At 48.8% G+C, this 25457-nt stretch carries 18 protein-coding genes; 8 read left to right on the forward strand and 10 right to left on the reverse strand.

The window, feature by feature from the left end:
• Nucleotides 1–2: 2 nt before the first annotated feature.
• From VIM72_RS09025 to VIM72_RS09045, 5 genes are all read right to left on the reverse strand, one after another.
• On the reverse strand, nucleotides 3–2051 hold the full coding sequence (locus VIM72_RS09025) for a glycoside hydrolase family 2 protein (RefSeq protein ID WP_332002510.1): 2049 nt from the start codon (nucleotides 2049–2051) through the stop codon (nucleotides 3–5).
• 8 nt (nucleotides 2052–2059) lie between these two features.
• Nucleotides 2060–3643, reverse strand: coding sequence for a RagB/SusD family nutrient uptake outer membrane protein (locus VIM72_RS09030; protein ID WP_332002511.1), 1584 nt, complete (start codon nucleotides 3641–3643; stop codon nucleotides 2060–2062).
• A gap of 16 nt (nucleotides 3644–3659) precedes the next feature.
• Nucleotides 3660–6908 carry a TonB-dependent receptor gene (locus tag VIM72_RS09035; RefSeq protein WP_332002512.1) on the reverse strand — a complete coding sequence of 1083 codons (3249 nt, stop codon included), beginning with the start codon at nucleotides 6906–6908 and terminating at the stop codon, nucleotides 3660–3662.
• 281 nt (nucleotides 6909–7189) lie between these two features.
• Nucleotides 7190–8350, reverse strand: a complete 1161-nt coding sequence (locus VIM72_RS09040; RefSeq protein ID WP_332002513.1) for a FecR family protein — start codon at nucleotides 8348–8350, stop codon at nucleotides 7190–7192.
• A gap of 67 nt (nucleotides 8351–8417) precedes the next feature.
• The gene (locus VIM72_RS09045; protein WP_332002514.1) at nucleotides 8418–9008 is read right to left on the reverse strand and encodes an RNA polymerase sigma-70 factor; all 591 of its coding nucleotides are present in this window, start codon (nucleotides 9006–9008) and stop codon (nucleotides 8418–8420) included.
• Between the two features lie 126 nt (nucleotides 9009–9134).
• On the opposite strand from VIM72_RS09045, the gene VIM72_RS09050 reads away from it, so the two are divergent.
• Nucleotides 9135–10367, forward strand: coding sequence for an aminotransferase class I/II-fold pyridoxal phosphate-dependent enzyme (locus tag VIM72_RS09050; protein WP_332002515.1), 1233 nt, complete (start codon nucleotides 9135–9137; stop codon nucleotides 10365–10367).
• Nucleotides 10368–10391: 24 nt separating this feature from the next.
• Here VIM72_RS09050 and VIM72_RS09055 read toward each other — a convergent pair whose 3' ends face one another.
• Complete coding sequence (locus tag VIM72_RS09055) at nucleotides 10392–11717, reverse strand: GntP family permease (protein ID WP_332002516.1); 1326 nt, start codon at nucleotides 11715–11717, stop codon at nucleotides 10392–10394.
• Nucleotides 11718–11885: 168 nt separating this feature from the next.
• Here VIM72_RS09055 and VIM72_RS09060 point away from each other — a divergent pair, with 168 nt between their 5' ends.
• Complete coding sequence (locus VIM72_RS09060) at nucleotides 11886–12416, forward strand: OmpA family protein (RefSeq protein WP_332002517.1); 531 nt, start codon at nucleotides 11886–11888, stop codon at nucleotides 12414–12416.
• A 65-nt stretch (nucleotides 12417–12481) separates the two neighbouring features.
• Here VIM72_RS09060 and VIM72_RS09065 read toward each other — a convergent pair whose 3' ends face one another.
• Both VIM72_RS09065 and VIM72_RS09070 read right to left on the reverse strand, forming a co-directional pair.
• On the reverse strand, nucleotides 12482–13342 hold the full coding sequence (locus VIM72_RS09065; protein ID WP_332002518.1) for an AraC family transcriptional regulator: 861 nt from the start codon (nucleotides 13340–13342) through the stop codon (nucleotides 12482–12484).
• 9 nt (nucleotides 13343–13351) lie between these two features.
• Nucleotides 13352–14341, reverse strand: coding sequence for an amidohydrolase family protein (locus tag VIM72_RS09070; protein WP_332002519.1), 990 nt, complete (start codon nucleotides 14339–14341; stop codon nucleotides 13352–13354).
• Nucleotides 14342–14521: 180 nt separating this feature from the next.
• Between VIM72_RS09070 and VIM72_RS09075 the strand changes: the two genes are divergently transcribed.
• Nucleotides 14522–15631, forward strand: coding sequence for a Gfo/Idh/MocA family oxidoreductase (locus VIM72_RS09075; protein WP_332002520.1), 1110 nt, complete (start codon nucleotides 14522–14524; stop codon nucleotides 15629–15631).
• Nucleotides 15632–15757: 126 nt separating this feature from the next.
• Nucleotides 15758–16351, forward strand: coding sequence for a porin family protein (locus tag VIM72_RS09080; protein ID WP_332002521.1), 594 nt, complete (start codon nucleotides 15758–15760; stop codon nucleotides 16349–16351).
• A gap of 6 nt (nucleotides 16352–16357) precedes the next feature.
• Here the strand turns inward: VIM72_RS09080 and VIM72_RS09085 are convergent, their stop codons facing one another.
• Complete coding sequence (locus tag VIM72_RS09085) at nucleotides 16358–16861, reverse strand: DinB family protein (RefSeq protein ID WP_332002522.1); 504 nt, start codon at nucleotides 16859–16861, stop codon at nucleotides 16358–16360.
• Nucleotides 16862–17029: 168 nt separating this feature from the next.
• Nucleotides 17030–17881, reverse strand: coding sequence for a bifunctional methylenetetrahydrofolate dehydrogenase/methenyltetrahydrofolate cyclohydrolase FolD (gene folD, locus VIM72_RS09090; protein ID WP_332002523.1), 852 nt, complete (start codon nucleotides 17879–17881; stop codon nucleotides 17030–17032).
• 140 nt (nucleotides 17882–18021) lie between these two features.
• On the opposite strand from folD, the gene VIM72_RS09095 reads away from it, so the two are divergent.
• The 4 genes from VIM72_RS09095 (at nucleotide 18022) to VIM72_RS09110 (ending at nucleotide 25452) form a co-directional block, all read left to right on the forward strand.
• A complete protein-coding gene (locus tag VIM72_RS09095; protein WP_332002524.1) occupies nucleotides 18022–20010 on the forward strand; it encodes an FAD-dependent oxidoreductase in 1989 nt (662 codons plus the stop codon).
• A gap of 113 nt (nucleotides 20011–20123) precedes the next feature.
• Nucleotides 20124–20690: an RNA polymerase sigma factor gene (locus tag VIM72_RS09100; protein ID WP_332002525.1), complete on the forward strand. Its 567-nt coding sequence runs from the start codon at nucleotides 20124–20126 to the stop codon at nucleotides 20688–20690.
• A 121-nt stretch (nucleotides 20691–20811) separates the two neighbouring features.
• Nucleotides 20812–22074 carry a FecR family protein gene (locus VIM72_RS09105; protein WP_332002526.1) on the forward strand — a complete coding sequence of 421 codons (1263 nt, stop codon included), beginning with the start codon at nucleotides 20812–20814 and terminating at the stop codon, nucleotides 22072–22074.
• A gap of 51 nt (nucleotides 22075–22125) precedes the next feature.
• Complete coding sequence (locus tag VIM72_RS09110; protein ID WP_332002527.1) at nucleotides 22126–25452, forward strand: TonB-dependent receptor; 3327 nt, start codon at nucleotides 22126–22128, stop codon at nucleotides 25450–25452.
• Nucleotides 25453–25457 lie beyond the last annotated feature (5 nt).

The following is a 25457-nucleotide window of genomic DNA, read 5'->3' on the forward strand; positions in this document are numbered from 1 at the left end:
TTTTAATGGGTCCAGGTAATGGTGTCCGTATATACTTTACCGTTAGATATACCTGAAGCGGTGAGGGTATTTACGCCTGGCTTCAGTTGAAGGTTATCAAAAATAAAATCTTTATTGTTGGCGCCTTTGTGCCCGGTGATGGGGGCACCGTTGTTTAATGTAAGCGTTACCTTTTCCAGGTTGCTGAACACTTCTGCGTGCACCCGTTCGGGTTGGCGCATTTTATTCCGTCGCTCTGCAATATAGATCATAGGTGCAGGGTTCCAGTTGGCCTTGTACCAGTAGAACGCATCTTTTTTCTGTTTGCGGTCGTAGGTGATAAGCCCTTTCAGGTTACGTGCGTTCACACCGCCGCGATTCCACATAGGCACTGCAAACTCAAACATATTCCACAGATATGATGCTGTAATGTAAGGGTGCTTTTCTATCACAGCCCACTGCTGTACGTGTGTGGCAGTTTGATAGGTTTCCGGGAAAAACTGTCCGCTCACGGGGTCAAAGCGGGTGCTGATGCTATCGGTATGCTGACCGATGTTGCCATCTGCACCGTATTCCGTGAGCATTAGTTTGTAACCGGGGTAGTTTTTCTCCAGGCCGGACACCCATTTTTCTATATCGCCGATCTTGCCTTCATACCAGCCGAAATAACGGTTCATGCCTTGTATGTCTGTGGCCAGGTTGGCGGGACGTGTCATTTCGCCATAGCCGCTTACGGCAACGGTGTACCTATGGGGATCTTCTGTTTTGGCCAGATCGTTCAGCTGCCGGGTGAGCACTGCTACATACTCATCCGGTGTTTTGGAATATACTTCATTGTGCATGCCCCATACATAAATGGAAGGATGGTTAAAGTTCTGGCGGATCAGCTCTGTAAGCTGCTGCCGGGCGTTTTCACTTTCCTTGCCGGAGAAGTTATTTACGAAAGGGATCTCTGCCCAGATCACGAAGCCCATACTGTCGCATTGCGAATACAGGTATTCAGATTGCTGGTAATGTGCAAAGCGGATAGTAGTAGCGCCTATTTCCCGGATCAGATCCAGGTCGGCCTTATGCTGCGCATTGGTAAGCGCGTTGCCGCAGTCCTGCCATTCCTGGTGCCGGGTAACGCCGTGCATTGCATATGGCAGCCCATTCAGGAAGAAACCTTTGCCTGCCACTGCTTCAAAGCGCCGTAACCCCAGCGGTTGCGTTACTGCATCAGTAATGCGCCCGTTGCTGATCACGGAAGTAGTAAGGGAATAGAGATAGGGATCTTTTAAGCCGTTCCATAAATGCGGGCTGGTTACAGGCAATTCCTGGCGGATAATATTAATGCCCTGTGGGCTCAGGTTTACTTCTTTAACGGAAATGGCTACACGCTTTCCTTGTTTGTCGCGTATCTCCGTTTGTACCTTCACGTTAGTATGATGCGCCTGTTTGTTTTCAATTTTCGCAGTAACGCCTACTATTGCTTTTTTATCGCTTACTTCATCCTGGGTAATATAGATACCGGGAGAAGCATAGTCGGTGGTAGTGATGTTAATATCATTGGTGATCAGCAAATTTACCGGCCGGTAAATTCCCCCGAAAATGCCAAACAGGAAATTGTTGATGGGTAATACATCTTCCCTTGCCTGGTTATTGGCTTTCACTACAATGGTATTTTCTTCACCATACTTTACGGAGTGTGTTATCTCAAAGCAAAACGCCGCATAGGAGCCTTTGTGCTCACCAATGAAACGGTTGTTTAGATACAGCTGTGCTACGGATCCTACGCCATCGAAGCGGAGGAACAGCCTTTTCCCTTTCAGGCCGGCAGCAACCTGAAACATTTTCTGATAGCAGGCCTCTCCTGCATAGAAATTTTTTCCTTCCTGCATGTCCCGGTTATTCCAGGTATGAGGAATAGTGACGGTGGTCCATGCCGTGTCGGCCCGGCGGGTATCGGCTACCAGCGGACCTTTCCTGAATGCCCAGCCATCATTGAATGGAATTACCTGTCTTCCTTCCTGTGCGTACCCCTGTAATAACAGGAGCACGTTCAGGAAGGTGATGATATAACATTTGTTCATTTACCGGGTTATTTAGTATAGCCTGTATTCTGTGTCAGCACTGCGTCCTTATTCACATCAATTTCAGATTGAGGAATAGGCAGGTGAATGTTATAGTCGCTGATGGTAGGTGCTACTTTGGGATTATATTTCCTTACGCGTTGCACCAGTGTTTTGGTTCTTACCAGCGTGAGCCTGCGGAGCTCTTCCGCGGTGAGCTCACGGGCCCTTTCATCGAGCAGGTAGTCCAGTGTAACATCGCCTGCGAGTACTTCTTTCGCGTGGGCGCGGCGGCGGATCACGTTAATGCTGGCGGCGGCATCACCGGGGCGGCCCTGTTGCAGCTGCGCTTCCGCGAGCAGAAGGTAAGTTTCACCAAGCCGCATCTGGATACGGTCTTTGTAGGATTGTGCCCCTTGCAGATCCTGTGGCTGGAATTCGTACCATTTGGTGGTGTGCGCATAAATATTCTGTATGGTATCAAAACCGGTAACAATTACCGGCTGTCCGTATTTAGGGGAAGCCGGATCGTTGTAATAGTAGTTGCGGCGGATATTGTACGGGGAATTGCGCATATCGTCTTTATCGTACAATTCATAGGTCCACCAGTTGGTGGGCCTGATCCTGCCTATACCGCGGCCACCCAGTGAATCGCATATTTTCATACCGGCCACATTTACATAGAACGGGCCCCACTCGCGCCTGCGCTGATCAAAATCAGATCCGCCCCCGGTTACGTTATAGTTCTGTTCAATGACCCAGATAGCTTCGGTGTTACCCTGGCTGCGGCGCATATTGCCATAGGTGAACATATCTGCAAAAGGATCGCCGGGTTGCGTGGCCTTGACGCCATAGCGGGCGGTGATCAGGGTGAAGAATTTGCTGTCGATGATCCTTTTGGCAGCGGCTTCCGCTTCGGCGGGTTTGTTGGCCCTCAGCAATGCTTCCGCCAGCAGCTGCGATGCTGCAAATTTGTTGATCCTTCCCTGTTTGATCACGTTGGCCGGATCAGGAAGATTGGTTGCTGCAAAGGTAAGATCAGCGATGATCAGGTTCACCACATCGGCTTCTTTTGCACGTGTGTAATCGGTGCGTGGTACGCTCACCGGGGCAATGATCAGTGGTACATCTCCAAAAAGTATAGACAAATGATTGTAAGCATAAGCCCGGAAAAAGCTGGCTTCTGCTTTATAAAATTTTCTTTGTTCATCCGTAAGCTGCGCCTTTGGATTATCTGTTGCTGCAATAATGGTATTGGCGCTGTTGATCAGCTTATACCCCCAGTTCCAGATGGTGCTTAAAGAACCGGTTTGTGAATTGAGGTTCTGGTAATTTTCGTACGGGGCCTGTACTGTGTTAGGCTGGCCGGTAATGGCCATATCGGTGCCCACATAAAAGGTAGCCAGCAGCCCCTGCGTGTTGCCGTAATCGTTACGCATGATGCTGAGCATACCGGTGCTGGCGGCTTCAAAGCCCAGCTGGTCTACCAGCGTGTTGTCCGGTGCATAACTGGATTTCAGTTCTTCATCCAGGAAACTTTTACTACAGGAGGATACTGCCATAAGCGATATACCCGCCAGCACAAATCTGTATATATATTTAGCGTGTTTCATTGTTATCTCTTTTAAATTATAAACTGATATTTACGCCCATGATCACGGTGGTATTTAAAGGATAGAAGTCGGAGCTTTGCTGCCCGGCGCCCTGCCCGTTGCTCAAACGTGTAGAGCTGGAGGTAATGGACGAAGGAGATGTTTCCGGGTCATATCCCTGCCATTTGGTAAACGTGGCCAGGTTCCTTCCGCTGAGGTATATGGTGAGATTGGAGATCTTATAACGTTGTAATGCGGCCTTATCGAAATTATAACTAAGCGTTACATCTTTTATACGGATAAAAGAAGCGTCCTGTGCATACTTGTAACCTTTGGGATTGGTATAGAACAATGCAGGATTGGTGTTGATCTTGTTTTCGGAAGTCCAGTAGGGGATTTCCGCCGGCAGGTTGATAATCCCCGCCTGGTCGCGGTTGTCCAGGATATTATTAGGGCGGAGGGAACCATGTACATCCTGTATAAAAATATTCAGCACGAAATTTTTATAGGTAAATGTGTTGGTTAAACCTGCAATATATTTTGGTAATTGAGTACCAAGATAGGAGCGGTCTGCTGCATCTATCTTACCGCTGTTATCGATATCTGCAAATTTAATATACCCCGGTTTGGCGCCCGGATCTATTTTCGCGTCTTCTCCTTCCTGCCAGATGCCGGTCATGGTATAATCATAAATGCCCAGCATAGGTTTCCCGATAAACAGGTTGTTACCGATATCATCTTTGTTATCGCCGTAAAGCGCTACCACTTTATTTTTATTAAAGGAGATATTAAAGCCGGTATTCCATCCGAAGTCGCCCGACTGGATATTGCGGCTGTTCAGCATTAATTCCAGGCCTTTATTGGCGGTTTCGCCGATGTTGTCGTATACGGAAGTATAGCCGTTGATGGATGGGATTTTCCGGCTTAACAACAGGTCGGAAGTACGGGTGGTATATCCTTCAATACTGCCGCTAAGGCGGTTGTTCCACAGCGCGAAGTCGATGCCTATGTTTAAACCGGCGGTGGTTTCCCATTTCAGGCGGCTGTTGCCCAATGTATCGGGGATTACACCGATAGAAGTGACGCCGTCATAAATATAATTAACGGTGCTGAGCCTGGATAAGGTACGGTAAGCGCCCACGGCCTGGTTACCCGACTTGCCATAGGAAGCCCGCAGCTTCAGCTGGTTGATTACGGGAACGCCCGTCATGAACTTTTCGTTATGGATATTCCATCCTGCAGCGATAGAGGGGAATACTGCATATTTATTATCCGCTCCAAACCCGGAGTAGCCGTCGCGGCGTACAGTGGCGGTAAGCAGGTAGCGGCTGTCGTAGTTATAGTTAACCCGGAACATCTGCGATAATAAAGTGGTAGCGCCGTAACTGGTGGTGGTTTTCTGCACCTGTGCGGCTTTCATATTATTGAAGTCCAGGTTGTCGTTGATAAAAGTATTGGCCTCCAGTTCGGAGAAAAACTGTTCTTCCTTTTGCGCGCTGTAAAGACCGGTGAAGTCCAGCGAGTGTTTATTCCGGGTAAGGGAATAGCTGAGCAGGTTTTCCACGATCCACTGTTTGTTTTCCGAATTGGTAACATCGGCGGATCCTTTCAGATCGCCCATTTTGCGGCCGGAGTAATTGCCTGTACGGGATGGACGGAAGGCGTAAGATGCGTTCACCCGGTATTTAAGCCCTTTCACAAAACCGGGGGCTATTTCCGCGTAGCCAGCGGTTGTAATGTTTTTGCTGCGGTTTATTCCGGGATTGTACAGGTTGATCAGCGGGCTCATATACAGCGTTTGCGGGGCAATGGGATATACTTCATAATCGCCTGCTGCATTGTATAAGGAACCATAGGGGCTGAGGGCATTGGCATCAAAAAGGGTTACTTTACCGCCGTCCTGGTTGTTATTCACAAGGAACAGGTTAACGCCTGTTTTCAACCAGGAGGTAACGTTGGCGTCCAGGTTGGCCCTAATGCTGGAACGGTTGTACTGGAAGCCTTTCAGGTTCCCTTGTTCTTTCAGGTATGTTCCGGAGACGTAGTATTTCACATGATCGGTTCCCCCGGAAATGCTCAGTTCATGGCTGTGGATATAACCCTGTTGGGAGATTTCTTTGAGCCAGTCTGTTTCCGGTACCCCGTTGGCATAGTTCGTTTGTTCTGTGAGGTAGGGAAGGTCCGGGGCATCGGGGCGTCCGGCCTGTATATTGTACCAGTGGTTTTTGGTGCGGTATTGTTCACCGTTCATTTGTTTTACGGTATTGCGCTGGTATTCCGGCCCGGCGTAGCCGTTGTAGGAAATCACGGGTTTACCTGTTTTACCTTTCCTGGTGGTGATCATGATCACGCCATTGGCGCCCCTGGCGCCGTAGATAGCGGATGCGGATACATCTTTCAGGATATCGACAGATTCTATATCGTTCGGGTTAATATCGTTGTAGCTACCGCTGAAGGGGATCCCGTCCAGTACGATGAGCGGGGCATTGCTGGCGTTGATGGATTTCAGGCCACGGAGATAGAAGGCCGGGGAGCTGCCAGGCTTGCTGCTGTTGCTCACGATGTTAACGCCGGCGGTGGTACCCTGGATCGATTGCAGTACGTTGGTTACGGGCAGATTTTTCAGGCGTTCTTTCGGCACGGAAGACACGGAGCCGGTTACGTCGCTTCGTTTCTGAGTGCCATAGCCTACCACCACTACTTCGGTTTGTTGTTCCACGGAGGCTTTCAGCACAATATTGAAAGTGCCGCTGCCTGTTACGCCGACTTCCTGCGGGGTCATGCCCAGGTAGGAGAACTGCAGCACTACAGGGCCTTCTGTGGTAATATGGAGCGAATAGCTGCCATCCGCGCCGGTGCTTACACCCTGGGCGCTTCCTTTTACTCTTACGGAAACGCCGGGTAAGGGATTGCCTGCTTCATCGGTTACTTTACCTTTTACGTCTGTTGCAGGGGCGGAGGCGAAGTTAGCGTTGCTCTCCCTGATAACGGTTGTTTTCGGGGAAATGAAGATAGATTTGTTTTCAATGGTATATTTCAGGGGCTGGTCTTTCAACATCAGGTCCAGGAATTCCCTGACAGAAACGTTTTCCACTTTCATGGTTACAGGATTTGCTTTCTCCAGCACGTCTTTACTGGCTACTACATTGTAGCCGGATTGTATACGGATAACGGAAAAGATTTTCTCCACGCGCACATTTTTCCCCGACCAGGTGATCAGTTGTGCATACCCGGTGGCAGTTACATTGAGAAAAGCGGCAGTAAGCAATAAAAACGTCAGTTTCATAACTAACAGCATTTTGGTTGGAAACCAGCTCCCGGTATGCGCTTTTGCTGATTTTTGCGCATAGGGGAACCGGTTACAAAGAGCATTTTTTTGCATAGCTTTGTAGTGATTAGGCTTGTAAATAGATAGATGTATGGAATTACTCAACTGTTTTGCATAGCTGTAATCGTTTACCGGGGGCGGGTCCAATCACCTCCGGTTTTTATTACCTGCTAACTTCATTGGCTGATTACTGGTATTTTAGTTCACTGTTTTTTCTATGTTGATAATTAATTAGCTGTTTATTTTCCTACAATTAAAGTCTTGTTCTCCAGGCGGAAGTGTATACCGGATTCCCGCAGGAAGGTGAGTACACTGGAAAGATTTACGTCGCTGCCTATTTCTCCTACAAACGTGATATCAGGCGGAATAGTTTCGTAAACTACTTCTATATCGTACCAGCGGGCAATCATACTGATAACGGTGCTCAGCTTTTTATCCTGGAAACTCAGGATATCATTTTTCCAGGCAATGATGGCCAGTGTGTCTACCTGGTTGCTGATAGAAGTGGCGCCGGATTTTTGATTGAAGTCCAGTTGTTGCCCTGGTTTCAGCAACCTGCTTTCCTGGTTTACATTTACTTTCACTGCGCCACCCAGCAGGGTGGTAGTGATGTTGTTTTCGTCGGGGTATGCATGGATATTGAAATGCGTGCCCAGCACCTGTACGCTGGCGCCTTTACTGAGTTGTACAATGAATGGCTGATTTTTGTCGGAGGCTACTTCAAAGTAGGCTTCCCCTGTTAATGTTACCGTACGGGTATTGCCGGTAAAGGCGGTGGGATAGCTGATAGCGCTGGCTGCATTGAGCCATACGCCGGTGCCATCGGGGAGGCGCAGCCGGAATTTACGGCCGCGTGGCGTGGTCATGGTATTCTGGCTTACCGCACCGGCGCCGGCCGCCTCGTAGGAAAGCTGGCCGTTGCTGAGCGTTACGCGGGTGCCCTGCTGGGTAGTTACAATGCCGTTGCCCAGGCTGTCCAGCACTACTTCGCTACCATCAGCCAGGGTAAGCACCGCGCCGTTCCTGCCGGGTTTTACATCGGCTGCAGAGGCAAGGGCAACGGGTGTTTTAGGGGAGTGTCCTTTCCAGGCAAAATAGCCTGCGGAGCCTATCAGCAGGGCAATGGCTGCTGCCGCGGCATAAGGAATCACCCTGCGGCGTATATTTTTTACCGGTGTATTTGCCCTTTGCAGGATGTGATCCACCTGCTGTTCATACAGCGCCGGATCGTAAGCCGGATCGGCCGGGGCGGCAGCATGCAGCTCGCTGATCATGGCGGTCCATTCGTCCTCATCAGCGCCGCTGCGTAGTGCAGCAAACAACTCTTCGGCTTCCGCCGCAGTGGCAGAACCGTTATAGTATCTTTCTAATAAAAACCGGTAGTATTCTTTTGCTTCCACTGTACAACCCTTCTTTTGCTGATAGACGCAGAAATTTATCTGCCGTACTATGTCTCTCAAAAAAAAATTAAAAAAACTTCGACAGGAGTATAATCAGGAGGATAGGAAGTCGTGTGCCGGTGTGTTTTTCCAGGTATTCCCGGATAAACCTGCGGGCGGTGACCAGCTGGTTCTTTACTGTATTTTCAGAGATATCCAGGGCATCGGCTATTTCTTTGCGTGATTTGCCTTCCTGGGTATTCATCATAAACACTTCCCTGCGGGAAGCAGGTAGTTTTTCGATGGCGTCTTTGATCAATGCCTGTAATTCTTTTGCATAAATGGCTTCCGGTACATCTGCATTATCAGGCATATCGCCGGCGATGTTATCCTGCCGCTGCTTTTCACGGGCTTGTTTCCTGAGTGCCGACAGGGAGTAGTTGGCCGCCAGGGTATACATCCATCCCCCCGGATTTTCAACGCTTTCCAGGGTATGACGCATCATCCATACTTTAAGGAATACCTCCTGTAATACTTCTTCCGCGGCGATGCCCGACTTTAGCAGCTTCTTTACAGACCCCGCCAGTACTGCATTGTAACGGTGGTACAATAAACGGAAAGCTGCTTCATCTCCACTGGCAATTCTCGAAAAAAGTATCCTGTCGTCAGATAAACTCACAGCGTGATCCGGATTTTGTGGCAAAAATGATAAGCTACTGCCAATATTATACTATTTAAGGGTTTCCTGCAAGGGCTTTCTTTGTTGTGCCTGTTTTTTCTTACGTGGAAGCTATAAATTTACAACATGAGCAATCATCCCGTTTTTACAGAAATGGCTTCGGCAGCCATTCATGCAGCCCAGTCTGATATGGCTGAACATGCCCACCTGGTACCGGTTTTCGCTACCTCTACATTTACATTCGACAATGCGCAGCAGGGCATGGACCGTTTTAAAGGTACGGCTCCCGGTTATATTTATTCCCGGTTTGGTAATCCTACTGTTTCAGTGGCGGAAGAACTGATTGCTGCGCTCGAAGCTTTTGGCATCACCGGCGCAGACGGCGCTCCTTTACAGCTGAAAGCATTGCTGCACGCCAGCGGACAGGCCGCTATGGCCAGTATGTTCCTTTCCAATGTAGTGGCCGGAGATACCATTTTAACGCATTACTCGCTTTATGGGGGCACCCACGAATTCCTGTTCGATTTCCTGCCGCAGTTCGGCGTAAAAGCATTGATCGCCGATCTTCACGATCCGGCTGCCATCGCATTGCTGCTGGAGCAGGATCCTTCTATAAAAATGATTCATATAGAATCGCCTGCCAACCCATCTATGCGCTGTGTGGATATTGCCGCTATCTGTGAAACGGCCGGCAGGCATGGTGTAAAAGTAAGTGTGGACAACACCTTTGCTACGCCTTATCTGCAGCAACCGTTCCGTTACGGCGCCGATTTTGTTTTTCATTCCACCACCAAATTCCTGAACGGGCATGGCACTGCTATTGGTGGTGTGCTCATCGGGAAAGATATTGCCTTTATGCAAACAAAGGTGAACAGGACAGCGAAGCTACTGGGTGGTTGCGCCAATCCCTTTGATACGTTCCTGTTGATCCAGGGCGTTAAAACGCTGGAGCTGCGCATGAAGCAGCATTGCAGCAATGCGCAAGCGGTAGCCGGATTCCTGCATGCGCATCCCGCAGTAGCACAGGTGAATTACAACGGGCTGCCTTCCCATCCCGACTATGAACTGTGTGCCAGGCAAATGCGTTATCCCGGCGCAGTAATGAGCTTTGAACTGAAAGATGGCTTTGATGCAGCGGTGCGTTTCATCGACCGGTTGCAGATGTGCCTGCGCGCGGTATCACTTGGCACCGTGGATACGCTGGTATCGCATCCCGCTTCTATGACGCATTCCGGCATGAAGAAGGAAGACCGGGAGAAAGCGGGCATCTCTGATGGATTGATCAGGATGAGCGTAGGGCTGGAGAGTGTAGCGGATATTGTAGCGGATCTAAAGCAGGCGCTGGAAGGAGGGAGATGAAAAACATTGGCGGTGTAGTACTGGCTACACCGCCAGCACCAGCGACAATAAATACACCAACCCCACAGATACCAGCCCCATTACCACCGTTCCTGTACTATACACTCTCAGCATATCTTTTATTTCCAGCCCGGAGAATTTAGAGATCACCCAGAAGTAAGCATCGTTGGTATGTGAAATCATCATAGAGCCTGCACCCATTGCCAGTACGCAAAGGATCCGGCCATTGGCGGAATCCAATCCGATAACAGGCAGCAGTGGCTGCAAAATGGCGGCTGCGGCAATCACCGCTACGGTAGATGATCCCTGGGCGGTTTTCAGCAGTGCGGTGACCAGGAAGGGAAGCAATAGCCCCAATGCGGCAACAGACTGGCTCTGCGCAATGTGGCTGCCGATATCAGCTTTAGCCAGGATAGCGCCAAAAGCGCCGCCACCGCCAATGATCACCAGTATGCCCGCTGCTTTTTCAGCGCCCTCCTGTAGTAAGGCGCCCATATTGTTTTTCAGTTGGGTTAATGCCAGCAGGATCCCTGTACCTATTGCCACTTCGGGAATGCCCAGGATAGAAATAGCCTTGAATAAGGGATTGGGATGTGTAATTTCCAGTCCGCCCAGGGAACGGATAGCGATCAGTATAACGGGTACGGCTATAGGCAGTACCGACATGAGCACAGAAGGGCCTTGCGCCGCTTCGGCCAGCACTTCCTCCGTGCCGCTAACGTCAACGGCTATCCGTCGCCCTGCAAACACCGACCAGCAATACCCGGCCGCCGATGCAGGAATGGCTGTAAGCAGGCCGTACAGCATCACCCTGCCCGTTTCTGCATGCAGCGTACCCGTGGCGGCAGTAATCCCGGGGTGCGGGGGCATCAGGCAATGCACGGCATAGAGCCCGGTTGCCAGTGACGATGCCATCACGATCATCGGGATGCCGGAACGTTTGGCCAGCGCTTTGTTTAACCCGCTTAATACAATAAATCCCGAATCGCAGAATATGGGCATGCCCACCAGGTAACCGATGATATTCATGGCCAGGGCAGAGCGACCGGTACCGGTACGGCGCAGTACATAATTAGCCAGCACAGTGGTGCTGCCGGTATGTTCCAGGACAAGCCCCAGCGTGGTGCCAAGGATGATGAGCAGTCCGAGTGAGCCTATAATATTGCCCATACCGCTTTTAATACTGCCAAGGATATCTGCCACAGGCAACTGTAAAATAACGCCGGTAAGTATACTGGCCAGCAGCAATGCAAAAAAAGCATGTATCCTGAAACGCGCCGTGAGCAATACAATAAGGGCAATGCCAGCCAGCAGCCCCGATATACTTTGTATCAAAGGAATGGTACTCATATCTCTCCAAGATAAAATTATAAACCCAATGCAGCTATCGCTTTTTTATCAACCGGGCGGGACCATTATAACACTAACGCATATATGTTTTTGTAAATATTATAGATTATTTATGCAACAGCTTGATAATGGCTATTTTACATACCTTTGCATCTTAATACAGCGGATATGAAAAGAATGTTAATGACCTCACGTTATTGCCTGGTGGCAATAGTGACCATTGTTTTAATGGCTTCCTGCGCATCTTCCCGGAAAACCAGCAGCCAACATGCTTATATGACCAAGCAGTATGAAGAGCTGAAGAGCACCCTGAACGATGCAGAAGTAAGCATTATCAAAGACAGCCTGAAAGTGATCTTCCCCAACAACGTATTGTTTGCCTCTTCTTCCGACCAGGTGAACGAAAGTATAAAACCAACCTTTAAGCATTTTGCAGATGTGCTCAACAGGTATAATAAAACAAAGATCCTTATTACGGGTCATACTGATAATACCGGGTCTGCTGAATACAATCGCGATTTATCTGAACGCCGTGCAACAGGCGCCAAACAATTGCTGAATAGTTTTGAAGTGAGCAACGATCGTATGTTTACCTGGGGCCTTTCAGACCGTGACCCTATTGCCCCTAACAGTACAGACGCAGGAAAGGCAAAGAACAGGAGAGTGGAGTTTGTGATCCTGTATGATGTGAAGAACTGATTTTTTTATGAAGGTATAGTGGCCGCTCCTGTAATAGGAGCGGTTTTTTTGTCTGTTATAGTATTTTAAAGATTACTGTTCGAATCCCTGAATTTTTTACGGAATGTAAGCGCCGTCATTCCTGTTTCCCTGGAGAACAACCGGGAAAAATAAGAATGGTTCTCAAAGCCCAGATCATCAGCTATCTGCTTTACGTTCAGGTTGCTGAAGTATAACAGCCGTTTAGCTTCGATAATGATTTTGTATTTTATCCAGAATGAAACAGAAGAACCGGTTACTTTCTTTAAGGACTCATTAAGATACGGTGCTGAAATATGAAGCATCCGGGCATAGTCCGAAGGGCTTTTGTACTTCCTTATATTTTCGTTTAATAGTTTTTTGAATTTAAGAGATAGTTCTGCAGGTCTTGAGCCTTTTGTATCTGTGTCTCCTGCAACATGAACGGTATCTGCAGCCATTTCAAAGAAGGAGCGGAGCAACGAATGGAGCACTGTTAGATTTACATTGTCCCGGGTCATTTTACGATAGATAATGTCCAGGAGCTGGTCATAATCATGCGTATCGTTACGGGTTAAAGTAACAGGCTCCTGGAAGCCTGACCAGCTTTCGAAAGCATTGCGGCATGCAGGGTCTATTAAGGAAGGATCTGCAGCAATGAACCATCCCTTTGCCTTGGTGGCTTTAATCCGGTAGTGGATCTGTTCAGGCAGGATATAATATAACTGGTTCGCATGAACGGTTTTTTCTTCAAAGTCTACCACCGTTGTTCCGGTACCGTTTAACATGATAAAAAAGATATAATGGTCGTCCCGGTGCGCACCCAGGTATTCAGAGCGTTTATGATTCATTTCTTTCTGTGTGAAAGGCACGAGCAGAAAGCCATGATTGGTCCTGTCCTGTAATTTATGTACCGGAATACTGTTCATGCTTTAAATTTATAATGCCTGCAATCCAAGTAACTTATCGGCATTCCCATGAGCAATCTTTGCCACCTGTTCTGCAGGAAGCCGGATCTCATTCAAAAAGTCGATACCCATCTGGTTACTGCTGAAAGGGTAATCTACGGAAAATAAAATATTATCTATGCCAATAGTATCGAGCGCGATCCGGAGTGGTGGTTGTGTAAAAAATCCACTGGTAGTGATATAGAGCTGCTGCCGGAAGGTATCGATGAGCGTGCGTTGATTATGCCCCCCATTACCGGGTTGGAATGCCCTGTCCGATCGTGCCCACATCATGGGGAACATTTCGCCCATATGACCTATAATTATTTTCAGTCCCGGATAGATATCAAAGATGCCTGCAACCAGCAACCGTAATACATGAACCGCGGTTTCCGAATGCCAGCCCCATCCCCAGCAGGCAATGGCGTCAAAAGGCCCTGAGCTTTGCCCTATATTGCTGTAATAGGCATCCATTACTGATTTAGGCGGTAATCCGGGATGAATATAGATGGGAACGCCTAATTTTTCAGCCCTTTCGAGAACCGGGGCAAATTTAGGGGCATCAAGGAATTCACCGTTGGTAGTTCCCCTGATCATTGCACCACGAAAACCATAGGAGGTTACCGTGCGTTCAAGTTCATCAGCCGCTGCTACAGGGGCTGTCATGGGAAGATGTGCAAATGCTGTAAACCTGTTGGGATAGTCTTTGATTTTTTCCGCCAGCAGGTCATTGTACTTTGAGGCGAATGCCGGTGCAGAGCTGCTGTCTAATAAGTTTACATCTGTATTTTCAACTGATAATACCTGCATGGATATCCCGCATTCGTCCATGGAGCTTAAACGTTCACCGGAAATATCAGCCAGTTTAGGCATCATTTGAGTGGCGACGGCGGAGCGTGTTTGTTTATTCAACGCGCCGGCGGGAAGGAAACCGGTCATTTCCGGGAATGATGCATGTTCTTCTATAGCTACTATTCTCATTCTGATAGATTAAATAATGCAAAGGAATAACAGTATGCACGGATAATCAATGATCAATCTGTGGAGATGATAGCACAATTCGCGGTAACTTTTGGGTGCATTCAGCTTTTCCACTTTTCTCCCCATACTACTAATAATTTTTGTATTATTAAGGTATCAATGAAACCCAAATCTCCCGTTATGCACACTCGTCGCAACTTCATACAGAAAATAGCCGCCTCCGCTATGGTACTGCCCCTGATGCCGCTTGCCGGCTGGGCTAAAGACTTTGGCAATTATGATGGCCCGGTACTACGTGTAGCCATCATGGGTTTAGGCGGTTACGGCACCCGCGTGGCAGAAGCCATGCAGGCCTGCGTAAAGGCAAAACTGGTAGGCGTGATCAGCGGTACGCCATCTAAAATAAAGGATTGGCAGAGCCGGTTCTCTATCCCCGAAAAAAACTGCTACAACTACGAAAATTTTGACCGTATAAAGGATAATAAAGACATTGATGCGGTATATATTACCACACCTAATGCCCTGCATCACGACGAGGCGATCCGTATAGCGGCGGCCGGTAAACATGTGATCTGCGAAAAGCCCATGGCATTGAATGCCAGGCAGGGCCAGGAAATGGTAGCTGCCTGCAAAAAAGCGAATGTGAAATTACTGGTGGGCTATCGTATGCATTTTGAGCCCAAAACGCTGGAAGTGATCCGTATGCGTAAGAACGGCGACTTTGGAAAAATCATGTTCTTCCAGGGCCAGTGCGGCTTCCGCATTGGCGATCCTACACAGTGGCGGCTCAATAAGGAGCTGGCCGGTGGCGGCTCTTTAATGGATATCGGCATCTATGCTATTAACGGCTCCCGGTATATGATTGGCGAAGATCCCATATGGGTAACAGCCCAGGAAACAAAAACGGACCCCGTGAAATTTAAAGAAGGAGTAGATGAAACCATCCAGTTCCAGCTGGGTTTCCCTGGTGGAGCGGTAGCTTCATGCCTTTCCACTTACAATATGAACTACCTCGACCGCTTCTATCTCAACGGTGAAAAAGGATTTGCAGAAATGCAGCCATCCACCGGCTATGGCCCTATCCGCGGGCGTACCAATAAGGGAGAGCTTACCCAGCCTCATGTTACCCATCAAACCGTGCAGATGGAAGAAATGGCGGGGATCATCCTGGAGGGAAAGCAACCGGTAGTAGCTGTTGATGGGGAAGAAGCAGTGAAAGACCTTAAAATTATTGATGCCATCTACCAGGCGGTTAAAACCGGGAAGAAAGTAGACCTTAAACTATCATGATCCCGGGCGATCTGCCGAGAAAATATCCGGCATGATAGTGAAAAACAGCAGGATCATCTATTAGTGGCCGACCCGCAGCAATTCGCATCTGATCAATTCGTTTCTTTATGGTCAAAATCATCAGCTATGAAAAAACGATCACTGACAGTATTGTTGCTGGTTTGCTTTGTTGCCGCTGCCAGCGCGCAGGGACTGCATTATGGTATCAAGGCAGATCTGAACATGTTTAAACTGGATGGGGCAGGCATTAAATCAAATTATACACTGGGCGGAAGATTGGGCGTATATGCCGAATATGATTTTTCAAAGAAATGGGGCCTTCAACCAGAGCTCTTGTTCTCACAGGTAGCTCCAAAACGCGGCGATGATTTCAGCGCAAAATATATCCACACCAGTAACGACGACGCCAATAAAACCATTAAGCTCAGCTATATTACCTTACCGTTGCTGTTACGTTATAATATAAATAAATTGATTACTGTAAACGCAGGCCCGCAATACAGCTACCTGTTCTACGATAATGAAAATCTCCTGACCTACGACCGTAACGCTTTTAAACGGAGCGACTTTGGAGTGGCTGCCGGCGCTACACTCACGTTCGATATACTGCATGTGTATGCCCGTTATGTACTGGGCCTCACTAATGTGAATGATATCGACGACCGGTACCAGTGGAAAACCCGGCAGGCACAAATCGGTATTGGCGTGAATATTAAATAAGCCATTCTACGCTTTTACAACGGTATCGTATATACGTTGTAACTGGTGTATATGTCTTTGCGTATGGATGTTGATAAACTGTATCCATTCCAAACGTGTAAAAGGCCCGAAACCCGGTACTTCAAAACTGGTGCATTCTTCCGTAAGATCTACAGTATTGGCGGCAGTGGTCAGCTTCTCCCAGGTGGCAGCAGTATCCTTTAGTACCGATTCTTTAGGAAGATGCCCTTCGTTGGGCCGTATAAATTCCGGTGATTTCATTTTGGTATCGAAGTCCAGGAAAATGGATTTCACGGCGGGGATCTTTTCATCCGGTTGGCGGCCGGAAGGTACAGCAGTGCCATATAAAACATCGCAGTCGCCGGCTTTGCAGATATGCGATGCCACCTGCGCGGCGGTCCAGCTGCCTTCAAAAGGCACGGTATTCAGTTGTTCCTCGTTAAAAGAATCGAGCAGCTGTTGAAGGGTATCGCCGGTGCTGGTTACATCGCGGAGCAGTTCTTGTCTCATAGAATTTCTTTTCCACAAACTTAAGTGGATATATCCGTACAAGGCGGGGGAGAATACGACAATCAGGCGGGCAAAAAGAGACAAAAAACGAGGGCGTATCATATTTTGATACGCCCTCGTTCTATTCAGGCACCTTGCGAAGCGCAGCGCCTTCATTTATTTTTTATATCAGGATAACATTTTCTTTTCAGCAGATTCCACTGTTTGTGCAATCAGCGTGGCAATGGTCATAGGGCCAACGCCACCCGGTACCGGTGTGTAAGCGGCTGCCCGGTTCACCAGCGGAGCAAGTTCTATATCACCAACGCCGCCTTTGTGATAGCCCGCATCTATTACAATAGCGTTGTCTTTTATCCATTCGGCTTTTATAAATTCCGGCTTCCCTACCGCGCCCACTACAATGTCGGCCTGTTTGATCAGCTCCGGTAAATTATTAGTGCGTGAATGGCATATGGTAACGGTGGCATTTTCATTCAGCAGCATCATGGCTACCGGTTTACCCAGGATAGGGCTCCGGCCTACCACCACCGCATGTTTACCGGCAAGGGGCAGCTGGTAATGCTTCAGCAGCTTCATGATACCAGCAGGAGTGGCGCTGCCATAGGCGGGCTCGCCCATCGCCATCCGGCCAAATCCCAGGCAGGTAACCCCATCTACATCTTTATCAATATCTATTTTATCAAAACAGGCCCTTTCGTCGATCTGGTGGGGAACGGGATGCTGTAAAAGGATGCCGCAGATCCGGTGGTCGTTATTCAGCTGCTCAATAGTATCCAGCAGCTCCGCTGTAGTGGTTTCTTTGGGCAGATGCACTTTTACGGAAGTCATCCCCACCCGCTCACACGCATTACCTTTCATTTTCACATATACTTCAGAGGAAGGATCATCGCCTACAAGGATGGTGGCCAGTACCGGTACTATCCCCGTTTTTTCAATGATACGCTGTACTCTTGTCTTTAATTCCGCCTCCATTTGTTTGGATAATGCTTTTCCGTCAAGCAGGATTGTCGTAGCTGTCATATGCAGGTGTTTATGATAGAAGATGGCAAAGATACTAAGTGCCTGTCATAAATTTTTTTTAAGTCAGACGCATTCCGGTTACATTTTTTTCCGTCTTTATACACATAGCGGTCTTCCAAAGGGCGGTTATTTATTCACGTATGAAAATCAAACTCTTTTCTATCCTCGTTTTATGTACAGGTTATCTCTTTCCGCTTAACAGTTCCGGCGTTACAGCTCCTCCCAGGGAGGTGGATATCTGCGTATACGGCGGCACCTCCGCAGGGGTAATAGCAGCCTACACGGCAAAGCAGTTACACAAAACAGTACTGCTGGTATCCCCGGAAAAACACCTGGGAGGCCTTACCTCCGGAGGGCTGGGCTATACCGATATTGGTAACAAATATGCCATCACCGGCCTCTCCCGCGATTTTTACCGCCGGATCGGCGCCCATTACGGGAAGCTGGAACAGTGGATCTTTGAACCTCATGTAGCGGAAGCTACCTTCCAGCAATATATCAAAGCCGCCAAAGTAGAGGTGCTTTACGGGTATACTATCAGCAAGGCGGTAAAACAAAACGGGTATGTTACGGAAATAACGGTGAACGGTCCGGCTGACCAGGTAGTGAAAGCCAAAATGTTCATAGATTGTTCCTATGAAGGCGATCTGATGGCCAAAGCCGGTATTTCCTATACCATAGGCCGGGAAGCCAACGCGCAGTACCAGGAAACCTATAATGGGGTGCAGCTCCTGGATCAACACCAGTTCCCGGATGGGGTGGATCCGTATAAAATACCCGGTAAGCCGGAAAGCGGCCTGTTATGGGGCATCAGCAACGAAACACTGGCGCCGCAGGGCTCCGGCGATAAAAAGGTACAGGCGTATAATTTCAGGATCTGCCTGAGCAACCGCCCGGAAAACAGCATTCCTATTACCAAGCCGGAAGGCTATGATCCGTCGCGCTATGAGCTGCTGATCCGTGTACTGGAGGCCACCAGGCCCGGGGCGCTGAAGCCCAATCTCAAGATAGACCTTATGCCCAACGGGAAAACGGATATCAACAATTACGGCGCTTTTTCCACCGATATGATCGGGATGAACTACAACTACCCGGAAGCGGACCCTGCTACCCGGAAAAAGATCATCAGGGAACACGAGCTTTATACGAAAGGGCTGCTGTATTTTATAGGGCACGATGAACGGATAGCCCCCCATCTCCGTAAGGAAATGTTGAAATGGGGATACCCGAAAGACGAGTACACCGACAATGGGCATTGGTCACCCCAGCTGTATATACGCGAAGCAAGGCGTATGGTAGGCGCTTACGTGATGACCCAGGCCAATTGCCAGGGCAGGGAAAAGGTAACCGATGCGGTGGGGATGGCCGCCTACACCATGGATTCCCATAACTGCCAGCGTATAGTGGTAAATGGGATGGTGAAAAATGAAGGAGATGTGCAGAAGGGAGGCTTCGGGCCTTACCCGGTATCTTACCGGTCCATTATTCCAAAGCCGGAAGATGCTAAAAATGTGCTGGTACCGGTTTGCCTGTCTGCCTCCCATATTGCCTATGGCTCGATCCGTATGGAACCGGTGTTTATGGTACTGGCGCAATCCGCTGCTACAGCGGCGGCGGTATCTATCGACCAGCGTGTTTCCGTACAGGATGTGGATGTACAGAAAGTGCAGACGATGTTGCGCACTAACCCGCTGGCAGATAACAGTCCGGCTGAAATTCTGGTGGACGACGATGATGCACAGCATGTAACCGTGAACGGCGACTGGAAAAAGGTGACACATGGCAGCTATGGCCCGTCTATGCTTACAGACGACAGCAAGGGAGCTACACCCAAATCCGTGCGTTTTTCACCGGTCATTGAGCGGGCTGGTAAGTACGAAGTATTTACCTATGTGCCCCGCCTCCCCGGTTTGGATGGCAATGCCCATGTAAAAGTGTTCGATGGCAGTACCGTAAAAGAAGTGGGAATTACTGCGGCCAGCATAAAGGTAGAAGGACAAACTTCCGGGGAATGGGTAAGCCTGGGCACCTACCAGCTGAAGGCTGGTACCGGCGCCTATGTGGAAATAGGCAATCACAAAACCGAAGGAATAGTGGCAGCAGATGCGGTATTATTTGTGCCCAGGTGAGTATTTAAATAAAAAAGAAGAGCAGGAAGGATTCGGTTTATTTTTTTTACCGTCTTAATAAATACTGGTAATTCCGCGAAATGATTATTTTGTAATAAATTCCATGACCTTCCTTGCCGAAAGATAGTCCACATAATGAAAAAGAGCTGTTACTGCGCGTGGCAGCAGGGGATCAGCCTGCGTTCCAGCGGTTATTTAACCATTACTGGAGCAGGATGTACGCCAATGCCCTGCAGTTTGTGAAGTCGCCTGTTCTTGCAGAAGACCTGACGCAGGAGATCTTTATCAAAATATGGATGAACCGGGAGCGGTTGCTGGCTGTACAGCGTTTTGATGCCTTCCTGTATACTACGGCAAAGAACCTCATCCTGGATGAGTTCAGGAAAAGGGTATTGCCTACGGTACAGGAAGAAGGGCATCATGTAGCTATGGCATCCGACCTCCCTTCGGCACAGGATAAGCTGGAGCTGAAAGATGTGGAAGGCCAGCTGCATGCAGCTATTAACCAGTTGCCTGCGCAGTTGCAGCTGGCGTTCCGCCTGAGCCGCTTCCAGGGCATGTCGCACGATGAAATTGCCCGGCAGATGAATATCTCGCGGGTGACTTCCAAAAATTACATCGCAAGGTCTATCGCGGCCATCCGGAAATATATGGGCAGAAGAGCGGAGCATGTTACATGAGTATAACGTTACCGGTTAAACGAAGTATAATAATTTCCGGTAACAAAGGATTCCCCTTCATTCTTTTTTCGTCTTTATTATAACAACCCTTCATGAGAGTGTTGTTTTTGTACCCGGTTTTATGTTACACGATGAGTTAAAAGATTTATTGGAGAAATACCTCGGCAACCGGCTTACCCCGGAGGAAAGCAGGCGCCTGCAGGTATTGATGCAAGCGGAACATACCGGGCCTGTACTGGAAGAAATGATTGCAGGCATACTGGCAGAAAACAGGTACGCCCCGGAGGCGGATACTGATTTGCAGCAGGAGTTTGATAAAGTGATGGCCACTGCTGCATTGAGGCAGGCATTGATACGGAGGGACGATCCAGAAGAAACAGATACTACTGCGCAGCAGGCGATGCAGGAAGAAGATAATCTCCGCCATCTCCCCCGGAAAAATATCCGCACCTTTTATAAAACAATGGCCGCCGCCGCAGTACTGGCTTTTATCCTGGCAGGCGTTTATACCTGGCGTTATTATTACGTACAGCCGAAAACGTTAGTATCGGAAAAGAAGGTAACGATAAAGCCCGGCAGCCATAAAGCAGAGCTGATCCTTGCAGATGGCAGCACTATTGTGCTGGATGAAGCAGGCGCCGGTACGGTAGGCCAGCAGGGCAATACGAAGATTATAAAACTCGACAGCGGCCGGCTGGCTTATCACGCTGTTTCAGCTGGCAGTACCGCTGTTCCTGAATATAATACCATCCGCACACCCAAAGGCGGGCAGTACCAGGTGGTATTACCTGATGGCAGCCAGGTATGGATGAATGCTGCTTCCTCGCTGAAATTTCCCGTTGTGTTTAGCGGTAGCAGCAGAACGGTAATGCTCACCGGCGAAGCATATTTTGAAATTGCACAACAGGCAGGAAAACCATTTATCGTGCAAACATCCGGCATTGAAGTGAAAGTGCTGGGCACTCATTTTAATGTAATGGCTTATGCCGATGAAGACCATGTAAGAACCACCCTGCTGGAAGGCGCTGTTCGTGTAACACAGGGCGCTGCCACAGTTATGATAAAACCTGGTCAGCAGGCGAGTATAGCAGGAAAAGAAGACCAGTTTCTAATTACCCGCCCGGAAATAGAAGACGTAATGGCCTGGAAAGAAGGACAGTTCAGGTTCCGCAAAGCTGAGATCCCGGTGATCATGCGGCAGATTGCCCGCTGGTATGATGTAGACATCGAATACAAAGGCGATGTTTCCGGTATCCGGATGTATGGCAGCATGACCCGCAAAGAGAACATTGAACAACTGCTGGAACTAATGGAACAAACCGGAAGGGTGCATTTCACCATCAATGGAAACCGTATCACCGTAATGCCCGTCGCTATAAATTAAACCAGGACATTACTCCACGTATCATTTATTTAATCTCAACCAAAAGGTAGTATGGAATTGTTCACTATTGCCCACTCCCACGGGAGGAGGAGCCGTATGCCGGCTACACAACGAACATGGATGGTAATGGGGCTCTTCGCCTGGCTGCTGCTGGCGGCACCTTTCATCGCCGGCGCACAAACCGTGAAGCTCTCTGTTAACAAAATGCCGCTCGACAAAGTATTTGATCTCATCAGCAAACAAACCGGTTACCAGTTTATCTGCGATGAAAAACTGCTGGCAGATACGCCGCCACTGAGTGTGAATATCACCAACAAATCACTGGAAGAAGCATTGAAGATCTGCCTGAAAGATCTGCCGCTCACTTACCTGATCAAGTATGGCACAGTGGTTATCAAAAGAAATCCGGCGCCCGGCGGAAAGCTGGCGCCACCCGGCAGCGGATCACCGGCTAAAACTATTACCGGTATTGTTACTGATAGCGCCGGCACGGGTTTGCCCGGTGTAACAGTTGGCATACAAGGCACAGCAAAAGGCGTGCTTACAGATGAAAAAGGAAAGTTTTCATTGGCAGGTGTTACAGACGATGATGTGCTCTCCGTTTCCAGTATCGGTTATCTTACCAGACAACAGCCGGTAAAGGGCGAAATTTTTTTTCGTATACCTTTGTCCGTTACCCCCAAATCATTGGTGGAAGTGGTGGTAGTAGGATACAGTACACAGAAGAAGGTAAACCTGACCGGCGCCGTATCTACCGTATCCGGTGAAGTGCTGGCGGCCAGGCCGGTAGGCCAAACTACCGCGGGATTGCAGGGTACTATGCCCGGTGTTACTATTACGCAAGGCAATGGTAAGCCTGGCGGCGACGGTGGCACAGTGCGTATCCGCGGCTGGGGCACCCTGAAAAATCCGGACCCGCTGGTGCTCATAGACGGGGTGGAAGGTTCCATTAATAATATTGATCCTAATGTGATCGCCTCTGTTACCGTGCTGAAAGACGCAGCATCAGCGTCTATCTATGGCTCCCGCGCTGCCAATGGTGTAATACTGGTTACCACCAAAAGAGGTAAAGGCAATAAGCTGTCGGTTAACTATAACAACTATGTGGGCTGGCAAAAACCTACCAACCTGCCGGCGCTCACCAATGCACTGGATTATATGCTGCTCGCCAACGAAGCCTATAAAAATTCCGGCCGCTCGCCCCTGTATTCGGATGAACTGCTGGAGAAATACCGTCGCCAGGGCAACGGCAGCTCAGACTCGCTGCCCAATACCGACTGGCAGAAAGCAGTACTTACAGGTTCCGGTTTTCAGCAAAGTCATTTCTTAACAGTAAACGGTGGTACGGACAAAGTAAGGATGCTGGTGTCGCTGGGGTATTTCGATCAGAAAGGAGTGATTGAACATACGGAATTTAAACGCCTTACCATACGCAGTAATACGGATGTTATTTTCTCGAAGAAGTTGAACATGCAGTTTGATCTGCAGTATATCAGTCCTGTTACCACGGAACCTGCATTGGGCGCCGATGTGGTGTTTGCCTATATGAATAATATTTCCCCTAACCAGCTTGCTGTAAATTCCAACGGCACTACGGGCGAAGGATGGGTAGGAGCCAATCCCGCTGCAGCTGCCAGGATAGGTGGTTTGAACCGTGTAAACGCACCCTGGGGCAGTATTAATACTTCCCTGAATTATCAGCCGGTAGAATGGCTTACTGCCTCCTTTAATATTGCGCCTAAATACGTGCAAACCTATACGAATAAGTTTAACAAGGTGCTGCAAACCTATCGCCCTGATGGGACTCCCAGTTACAAGCAGCCTGCAGTAAGCACCCTGGACGTTTCCAGCCAGCGACAGTTTTATAACAACATGCGCGGTACGCTCACCTTTCAGAAAAAATACGGCGTGCACGACCTGAAAGTATTAGTAGGTGCAGAGCAGAATAGTTACCGCCAGGATAAGTTCTCTGCTTACCGCGATAATTATATCCTGCCCGATTACCCGGTGCTGGATGCCGGATCAGCTATTAATATGAACAACAGCGGCGCCGGGGAGGAATGGTCGCTGCGCTCCTTTTTCGGCAGGATCAATTATAACTATAAAGAAAAATATTTACTGGAGATAAATACACGTTATGATGGATCTTCCCGGTTTGCAGAAGGCCGCAAATGGGGCGTATTTCCTTCTGCTTCCGCGGGATGGCGTATTTCAGAAGAACCGTTTATGGCTTCACTGAAACCCGTGGTGAATGAGCTGAAGCTCCGTGCATCATGGGGCCGGCTGGGTAACCAGAACATTGGTACCTATCCTTCTTCTACAGTGGTGAACCTGAGCCCTTATGTGATAGGCGGGCAAATCGTAAACGCGGCCACGCTGGATGCACTGGCAAATAAAAATATCACCTGGGAAAGTACCGAGATGAGTGATGTTGGATTTGATGTGACGTTGTTTTCCCATCTCTCTGTAACAGCAGATTACTACGTAAGCAGAACAAAAGATATCCTGCTGTTGCTCAATATCCCGTTGATTACGGGACTAAAGGCGCCTTACCAGAATGCAGGTAAGGTAAGTAATAAAGGATGGGAACTGGGCCTTAACTACGACGGGAAAATACGTGACTTTAAATACAACATCGGCGTTAACGTTTCTGATGTGAAAAACAAAGTAGTAGACATGCACGGTATTAATCAATCGGCTGTAACCGTGAGCAGGGAAGGATACCCGGTAAATTCAATCTTCGGTCTGCAGGCGGAAGGATTTTTCCAGAGCGATGATGAAGTAGCCAAACACGCTACACAGTTTGGTACCATTGCACCCGGCGATATCAGGTACAAGGACCAGAACGGCGACGGCATCATCAATGAAAGCGATAAAGTGATCCTTGGCAATACAGTGCCCCGTTATACCTTCGGCGCTAACCTGAACGCATCCTGGAGAGGCTTCGATCTGGGCGTTTTCCTGCAGGGAGTGGGGAAGGTAGATGGCCTGATCTATGGCGCCGGTATCATGCCGTTTTATGTAAGCTCTGTTGGAGGTACTGCACAGGAACGCTTCAAAGACTACTGGACACCGCAGCATAAAGATGCTGCATTTCCCCGGCTGGTATTTGGTGGCACCAACAATCAGCAGATCTCCAGTTTCTGGATGAAGAGTGCGGCATACCTGCGTCTGAAAAACCTGCAGATAGGATATACCCTGCCTGCCCACCTCGTAAAGGCGGTGCGGCTCAACAGCCTGCGGGTATTTGTAAATGGTTCCAACCTGTTTACCGCCAGTAAATTCTGGAAGGGATACGATGTGGAAACCGCTGTAGGCGTAGCCGATAGCTATGCTATTGTAAAGGTGTACAGTTTTGGTGTTAATGTAAATTTCTAAAAAAC

The organism is Chitinophaga sp. (assembly GCF_036569185.1).
Taxonomy (GTDB): Bacteria; Bacteroidota; Bacteroidia; order Chitinophagales; family Chitinophagaceae; genus Chitinophaga.

Coding starts and splice junctions, on each gene's coding strand:
- VIM72_RS09025 (WP_332002510.1), bottom strand. CDS start 2,051: ATGAACAAATGTTATATCATCACCTTCCTGAACGTGCTCCTGTTATTA.
- VIM72_RS09030 (WP_332002511.1), bottom strand. CDS start 3,643: ATGAAACACGCTAAATATATATACAGATTTGTGCTGGCGGGTATATCG.
- VIM72_RS09035 (WP_332002512.1), bottom strand. CDS start 6,908: ATGAAACTGACGTTTTTATTGCTTACTGCCGCTTTTCTCAATGTAACT.
- VIM72_RS09050 (WP_332002515.1), top strand. CDS start 9,135: ATGAGCAATCATCCCGTTTTTACAGAAATGGCTTCGGCAGCCATTCAT.
- VIM72_RS09055 (WP_332002516.1), bottom strand. CDS start 11,717: ATGAGTACCATTCCTTTGATACAAAGTATATCGGGGCTGCTGGCTGGC.
- VIM72_RS09060 (WP_332002517.1), top strand. CDS start 11,886: ATGAAAAGAATGTTAATGACCTCACGTTATTGCCTGGTGGCAATAGTG.
- VIM72_RS09065 (WP_332002518.1), bottom strand. CDS start 13,342: ATGAACAGTATTCCGGTACATAAATTACAGGACAGGACCAATCATGGC.
- VIM72_RS09070 (WP_332002519.1), bottom strand. CDS start 14,341: ATGAGAATAGTAGCTATAGAAGAACATGCATCATTCCCGGAAATGACC.
- VIM72_RS09075 (WP_332002520.1), top strand. CDS start 14,522: ATGCACACTCGTCGCAACTTCATACAGAAAATAGCCGCCTCCGCTATG.
- VIM72_RS09080 (WP_332002521.1), top strand. CDS start 15,758: ATGAAAAAACGATCACTGACAGTATTGTTGCTGGTTTGCTTTGTTGCC.
- VIM72_RS09085 (WP_332002522.1), bottom strand. CDS start 16,861: ATGAGACAAGAACTGCTCCGCGATGTAACCAGCACCGGCGATACCCTT.
- folD (WP_332002523.1), bottom strand. CDS start 17,881: ATGACAGCTACGACAATCCTGCTTGACGGAAAAGCATTATCCAAACAA.
- VIM72_RS09095 (WP_332002524.1), top strand. CDS start 18,022: ATGAAAATCAAACTCTTTTCTATCCTCGTTTTATGTACAGGTTATCTC.
- VIM72_RS09105 (WP_332002526.1), top strand. CDS start 20,812: ATGTTACACGATGAGTTAAAAGATTTATTGGAGAAATACCTCGGCAAC.
- VIM72_RS09110 (WP_332002527.1), top strand. CDS start 22,126: ATGGAATTGTTCACTATTGCCCACTCCCACGGGAGGAGGAGCCGTATG.